The organism is Terriglobus sp. YAF25 (genome assembly GCF_052113305.1).
In the GTDB taxonomy this organism is placed as follows: Bacteria; Acidobacteriota; Terriglobia; order Terriglobales; family Acidobacteriaceae; genus Terriglobus.
Window position 1 is genome coordinate 1 of record NZ_JBFRCY010000225.1, and the last position, 6,122, is coordinate 6,122.

Below are 6,122 nucleotides of genomic sequence, written 5' to 3' on the forward strand. Positions count from 1 at the left end.
AGTCCAGACTCAGCTCTACGCCATTAGGAGACTTGCTCAGTCGTTTACCTGCGCATGATTGACGGCGATCTTTACCATCGCCGGGCGCAGCAGTTTATCTTTGATGCGGTATCCGCGCCGCACTTCCTCAAGTACCTGATGATCGGGATACTCGGAAGTTTCAACCGAACCCAGGGCCTCATGGAAGCGCGGGTCGAACTGCGCTCCGACGGTCTCGACCGGGGTAACCCCCAGCGCCTTCAACGCCTCTTCCATCTGCTTCAGAATCAACTCGACACCGGAACGAAGCTGCTCCGCATTTCCCTGCGACTTCAGCGCAAGCTGGAAGTTATCCAGCACCGGCAGAAAGTGTTCTACGGCGTTCGAGACGGCATAGTCCCGGAACTCCGACCGCTCTTTGGCTTCACGTTTGCGGAAGTTATCGAACTCCGCCTGCAGCCGGGCAAGACGATCCACCAGGCTGTCACGCTCAGCCTTCACTGTCTCCAGCTCGGCCGCGGTGGCAGTTTCGGTTCCTTCCACGGGAGCAGCTACCGCCTGATCCTGCATCTCAGTTTCTTGACTCATATTCCTGAAAATCCTTCTCATCTATTCTCTCGCATCAGGGCAACTCTGTGGTGCCGCCGGTGTGGAGCATCCGGTCAAAGAGATGCGCGACGTAGCTGACGGCGCCCATCGTCTGCTCGTAACGCATTCGTTGGGGTCCGATGACGGCCAGTGCTCCCCGGGTTTCCCCGGCTACCGATGCAGGAGCTGCCACCAGGACCAACCCCTCCATTCCGGGAGCATGCTCTTCCAGATCGAAGATGACGCGAACGCTCTTCTGCTGCGCGTCAATGTATGCGTTCAACAGATCAATCAACCGCTGTTTGGTCTCGAGCGCCTGCATCATGGCGCGTAGACGATCTCTATCCGAATGGCTGGCCACCAGATTGGCAACGCCATCCACGTATACGGTCTGCACCACGGTCTCGCCGGATGGCAGTGCCTGGCCCCAGAGCTCGTTCACGCGGGCAAGAAGCTGGTGGTATTCGCTGCGCTCGGATTCAATGCGAAGTCCCAGCTCTTCTCGAATGACGTCAAGCGTCCATCCGCGAAAGTTTTCATTCAGATAGCTCGCCGCGAGTTCCAGGTCGGCGACAGTGAGATCGTGACTTACCGTCAGCATGCGATCACGCACAACACCCGGCCGGGTTACGACGACAGCCATCACACGGCCGGAGCCCAGGCGCGAGAAATAGATGTGCTCCAACTGGTCGCTGATCCGCGCGCTGGCAAACGCGATACCAACACCACTGGAGAGCGCGGCGAGGACCCGGCTGGTGCGTTCCAGAAAGTTCTGGGTATTACCGACTCCCTGCAACTGCTGATCGATCGCGACACGTGACTGCTCAAGCAAGGTTGCCTGTCCAGAGCGGATACGTTCCACATAGACACGGAATCCGGAGGCGGTAGGAATGCGTCCGGCGGATGTGTGTGGCTGTTCCAGCAGACCATCGTCGGAGAGATCGGCCATCAGATTGCGAATGGTCGCGGAGCTAAGGCCTGCGATCTCACCGATGGCATTCCGCACAACGGTCTGGGACGAGACCGGCTCGCCCGATGAAACATACTCTTCCACGATGGCCGTAAGCACGGCCAGCTTGCGGAGAGAGAGGTTTGCGGTCACACCCTGCCCCATACTCCTATTGTGAACTATTTCCGCACAAAAATACCTTCGTCAAAAGAGGCACCCCGGGTATACTCGCTCTAAATCAAGCCTTTACATACTGCACTTCAAGGAAAACTCCGGCAGGAGCCACAGCTCTGGCCGTGCCTTTATGACTGCCTGCGCTCTTATACTTGCCACCCTGGTCTCAGGTTCCCATGCCCGTACGCTGATTCCCGTTCTTCAAATCGTCTGCTGCCTCATCTTCTTCGTTGCCGGCGTTTCAGAGTTCCGGCGTACCGATGGAGCACTGCAGCTTCTGGACTACTCGTCAGGAACAGACAGACTGGCCCGCCGCATGGTCGGAGTCGCGGAAATCGTCGCGGCAGGCTTTATCCTGTCGCCGCAATACAGCTTTCTGGCCTCGATCTTCCTGCTGGTTCTGTGTATCGGTTCCGTGCTACTGGATCCGAAACTGCTGCGCCGCAGCCCAATGCTTCCGCTCGTCGTGATCCTGCTAACCATCGTGTGCGTGGCCAACTGGGGACATTGGGACTCCTGGCAGGTCTACGGAACAGCAGACGGTCTCTTCTAGGTGATCTCCAGCACGTCGTCAGACTTGGCGCTGACTTCGGCGGCACGTGCGATGACATTGCGGGCGATCTCATAGAAGCCCTTTGCACGTTCGGAGGCCTCGCCTCCGAGAGCCACGGGAAGACCGCGGTCTCCGCTCGAGCGAATCTCGGGATCGAGATCGACGCTGCCCAGGAACGGCAGACCGAACTGCCGTGCTGTCTGCTCGGTTCCGCCGGCTCCGAAAACGTCCAGCATGCTGCCGTCGGGCATCCGCATCTGGCTCATGTTCTCGACCATACCGAGCACTTCGACATTCACCTGATGGAACATCTCCAGCGCCTTACGCGCGTCCTGCAGCGCAACGCTGGAGCCGGTGGAGACCACCACAGCACCAGTAAGAGGCACCGTCTGCACCAGCGAGATCACAACGTCGCCGGTTCCCGGGGGCAGATCGACCACCAGGTAGTCCAGCTCACCCCACTCCACCTGCTGCAGAAACTGACGGATGATCTGGTGCAGCATCGGTCCGCGCATCACCATCGGCTTGTCGCCGGGCGAGATGAGACCGATGGAGATGAACTTAACCCCGTGCGCCTGGATAGGCTCAATGCGGTTCTCACCGACTACGTTCGGCTGGCGCTGTGTGCCCAGCATGATGGGCACATTCGGACCATAGATATCGGCATCCACCAGGCCGACACGATATCCGAGCTTCGCAAGCGCGATGGCCAGGTTCACGCTGGTTGTGGTTTTTCCTACGCCACCCTTACCGCTTCCGATGGCAATGACGTTGGCAATTCCAGGCAATCTTTGCGGGCCCTGAGGCGCGCCATGTCCCATGTGTCCCATATGGTCGACTCCCAAATCTCTTTCGGTTACGGCGGTTAGAGATACCAGCCGGTTTCAAGACTTTTGCGGACGCGCTTCTTTCGCTCCGTTTCGCCGCTGCGCGCTTCGCGCCGCTTCAGGGCATCCTCATAGCGGCGTTTCTGATGCTCCGTCTCAGGAAGGATGCAGTCCACCGCGACGGGATGGCCCGTCTCGTCCACGGCCACGTAGGTGAGGTACGCCGAGGAGACGTGACGGAGCTCGCCGGTCTTCGGATCTTCCACCATCGCTTTGACACCGACCTCCATGGAGGTACGGAAGGCACGATTGACGCTCGCCCTCAGAATCAGCACCTCGCCTACGTGGACAGGCGCGACAAAATCGAGCGAGTCCATACTTGCGGTGACGACTGTTGTCGCTCGCGCGTGCCGATAGGCGGCAACTGCGCCTACCAGGTCGATAAACTGCATCAGACGTCCGCCGAAGAGGTTGCCGAGACCATTTGCATCGGCGGGAAAGATCACTTCGCTGCGCTCGGCCTGACTTTCGACGACCTTACGCTGTCGCTTCTCTTGCATAGCAATAGTTTACCGCCGTAGCCGGTTTCGTTTTCTTTTGACCCAAATGCTCTCTGGATGCATCAAGCTAGATATATGAAATGCGCTCTCGTCACGTCGTACACCCAGTTGCCAGCTTTCGACGACTTTCAGGATCCCGTTCCTTCTGAGAACGAGACCCTGATCAAGGTAGCGGCGGCCGGAGTTCACCCCGTCGTGAAGGCGCTTGCCAACGGAACGCACTATGGCAGTACCGGAAAGTTTCCGTTTATTCCGGGCGTAGACGGCGTAGGAACGACACCTGACGGCAGACGCGTCTTCTTCGGTATTGCCCGCCCACCCTTCGGATCGATGGCTCAGTACACCCTGGGCGCCGACTTCATGATCGACCTTCCGGAGAGTGTGGACGACGGCTTCGCTGCTGCAGCCGCAAACCCTGCGATGTCGTCATGGGCAGCATTGACCATGCGTGCGAAGTTTCAACCGGGCGAGTCAGTGCTGATCCTCGGCGCTACCGGCGCGGCAGGACAGCTCGCCGTGCAGATCGCAAAACATCTTGGCGCGCGGCGGGTCGTTGCCTGCGGCAGAAATGCGGCGGCGCTGGAAGAGCTCACGACGCTCGGTGCAGACGCGACGATCTCTCTGACGCTTCCGCCTGAAGACCTTATCGAGGCCTTCAGGAATGAGATCGCCAACAACGGCGTCGATGTCGTCCTCGATTATCTGTGGGGAGCGCCCGCGGAGGCCATGCTTGGCGCCATTGCGCATAAGGGCCTCTCACATCACGCTCCACGCATCCGGTTTATTCAGATTGGCTCATCGGCCGGACCGGCGATCACACTACCTGCATCGCATCTTCGTTCCAGCGGAGTTGAGTTGTTGGGCTCAGGCTTCGGTTCAGCCTCAATGGATGAGCTCCGCATCGCCATCAAACAGTTCTTTGAAGCCTGCAGCAAAAAGCCCTTTCAAACGAAGTTCGTAACGCGTCCGCTGGAAGAAGTGGCCAGTGCATGGGCTGAGCCGAACGAGCCGCGTGTCGTTCTTCGGCCTTAGGCTCGCTAAACTAACCTCATGGACAAGATTGCCGCACTGACCGAGATTCTCACCCAGGACCCCGCCAACGCCTTCGCACGCTATGGACTCGCCATGGAGCATCTGGGCAAAGGGGATACGGAGACTGCCCTCCGTGAATTTCAGGCATTGCGTGAGCACCAGCCTGATTACGTTCCCGGACATCAGATGGCGGCACAAACACTGATCAAGCTGGGCCGCTACAGTGAGGCGCGCGAACGGCTCGAAGCAGGCCTGGCGGCAGCGGAGAAGACCGGCAATGCGCACGCCCTCTCAGAGCTCTCCGGGCTGCTGGCAGACCTTCCCTAAGACATAGTTGCTGCAACTCTTTCGTCTATCGCGAACAGCCCACCTCGGTTAGCATGGTGGCCATGCTTGCTGTCCAACTGCCTGTAATGTCTCCTGTGGTGACGTGGACGGATGTCGCGTTGCGCCTGGGACTGGCTGCTCTGGCTTCCGCAGGGATTGGCTTCAATCGCGATGAACGTTCGCACCCCGCAGGACTCCGCACCATCATGCTGGTCTGCCTGGCGGCGACTCTCGCCGCGTTGCAGGCGAATCTGGTTCTGCCGACTGTAGGTAAGGCCCTCAACTCCTTTGTCCAGGTCGACCCGATGCGTTTGCCACTCGGCATTTTGACCGGCATCGGCTTCATCGGCGCGGGTGCGATTGTCCGCCGCGACAACTTCATCACGGGTCTCACGACGGCGGCGACTATCTGGATCGTCACCGTCCTGGGCATCCTGTTCGGTCTCGGCCAGCTCGCGCTGGCCAGCATCGGTTCTGTCATCGCGCTCATCATCCTTTGGCTGCTGCGCTACCTCGATGACGTACTGCCACGAAAGCATCGCGGGACATTAGCGGTATCGATTACGTACACACCGACCATCGAGACCGAGGTGATGTTCCTGCTGGCCTCGACAGGATTCAGAGCGGACCGTTGGCACGTGATGCACGATCAGGTCAACGGAATCACTACGTTGCGATGCGACGTCACCTGGAATACCAGAGGGGGACACCAGCCGCATACACCCAGACCGTTCACCGAACTTCGCGCCCTTCCGGGGCTTCAGACCTTCTCCTGGGAAGAGTAGGGGAAGAGTAAGACTGCTCCGATGCATGAAGCCTATACTTGAGGCATGCCGGTACCGACGAATCTGCCCCTGACCCTTGGAGCGCTGAAGACGAGCGAATGGACTCCGGAGCGCGTGAACCGCTCCGTCAAGGACGAGTTGCGCGAAAACCTGATTGCACGCCTGCGCTCCCGGGAGACTATCTTTCCCGGCATCGTTGGCTACGAAGACACCGTCGTTCCGCAGATTGTGAATGCCGTGCTGTCGCGGCATAACTTTATCCTTCTCGGTCTGCGCGGTCAGGCCAAGAGCCGTCTCCTGCGCGCGTTGACCGGCCTGCTGGATCCTGTCATCCCCTATGTCGCCGGC

At 59.2% G+C, this 6,122-nt stretch carries 8 protein-coding genes and 1 pseudogene; 5 read left to right on the forward strand and 4 right to left on the reverse strand.

Features of this window, described 5'->3' with window-relative positions; genetic code table 11:
• Positions 1-36: 36 nt before the first annotated feature.
• Together grpE and hrcA are read right to left on the reverse strand one after the other, a co-directional pair.
• Positions 37-567, reverse strand: a complete 531-nt coding sequence (gene grpE / locus AB4043_RS11275) for a nucleotide exchange factor GrpE (RefSeq protein WP_442299116.1) — start codon at positions 565-567, stop codon at positions 37-39.
• Between the two features lie 34 nt (positions 568-601).
• Complete coding sequence (gene hrcA / locus AB4043_RS11280; protein WP_442299115.1) at positions 602-1,669, reverse strand: heat-inducible transcriptional repressor HrcA; 1,068 nt, start codon at positions 1,667-1,669, stop codon at positions 602-604.
• Between the two features lie 151 nt (positions 1,670-1,820).
• On the opposite strand from hrcA, the gene AB4043_RS11285 reads away from it, so the two are divergent.
• Positions 1,821-2,243 (forward strand): hypothetical protein, encoded by a 423-nt coding sequence (locus AB4043_RS11285; RefSeq protein WP_442299114.1) that lies wholly within the window; start codon positions 1,821-1,823, stop codon positions 2,241-2,243.
• On the opposite strand, the gene AB4043_RS11290 is transcribed toward AB4043_RS11285, so the two are convergent.
• A complete protein-coding gene (locus AB4043_RS11290; RefSeq protein ID WP_442299113.1) occupies positions 2,240-3,073 on the reverse strand; it encodes an Mrp/NBP35 family ATP-binding protein in 834 nt (277 codons plus the stop codon). The genes AB4043_RS11285 and AB4043_RS11290 overlap by 4 nt on opposite strands.
• Positions 3,074-3,108: 35 nt before the next feature.
• The gene (locus AB4043_RS11295) at positions 3,109-3,630 is read right to left on the reverse strand and encodes an acyl-CoA thioesterase (protein ID WP_442299112.1); all 522 of its coding nucleotides are present in this window, start codon (positions 3,628-3,630) and stop codon (positions 3,109-3,111) included.
• A 75-nt stretch (positions 3,631-3,705) separates the two neighbouring features.
• On the opposite strand from AB4043_RS11295, the gene AB4043_RS11300 reads away from it, so the two are divergent.
• The 4 genes and pseudogenes from AB4043_RS11300 to AB4043_RS11315 form a co-directional block, all read left to right on the forward strand.
• Positions 3,706-4,662 carry a quinone oxidoreductase family protein gene (locus AB4043_RS11300; RefSeq protein ID WP_442299111.1) on the forward strand — a complete coding sequence of 319 codons (957 nt, stop codon included), beginning with the start codon at positions 3,706-3,708 and terminating at the stop codon, positions 4,660-4,662.
• An 18-nt stretch (positions 4,663-4,680) separates the two neighbouring features.
• On the forward strand, positions 4,681-4,989 hold the full coding sequence (locus tag AB4043_RS11305) for a tetratricopeptide repeat protein (RefSeq protein ID WP_442299110.1): 309 nt from the start codon (positions 4,681-4,683) through the stop codon (positions 4,987-4,989).
• Positions 4,990-5,051: 62 nt separating this feature from the next.
• Positions 5,052-5,774: an MgtC/SapB family protein gene (locus AB4043_RS11310; RefSeq protein WP_442299109.1), complete on the forward strand. Its 723-nt coding sequence runs from the start codon at positions 5,052-5,054 to the stop codon at positions 5,772-5,774.
• A 45-nt stretch (positions 5,775-5,819) separates the two neighbouring features.
• Positions 5,820-6,122 (forward strand): annotated as a pseudogene (locus AB4043_RS11315) (magnesium chelatase); the annotation flags it as partial.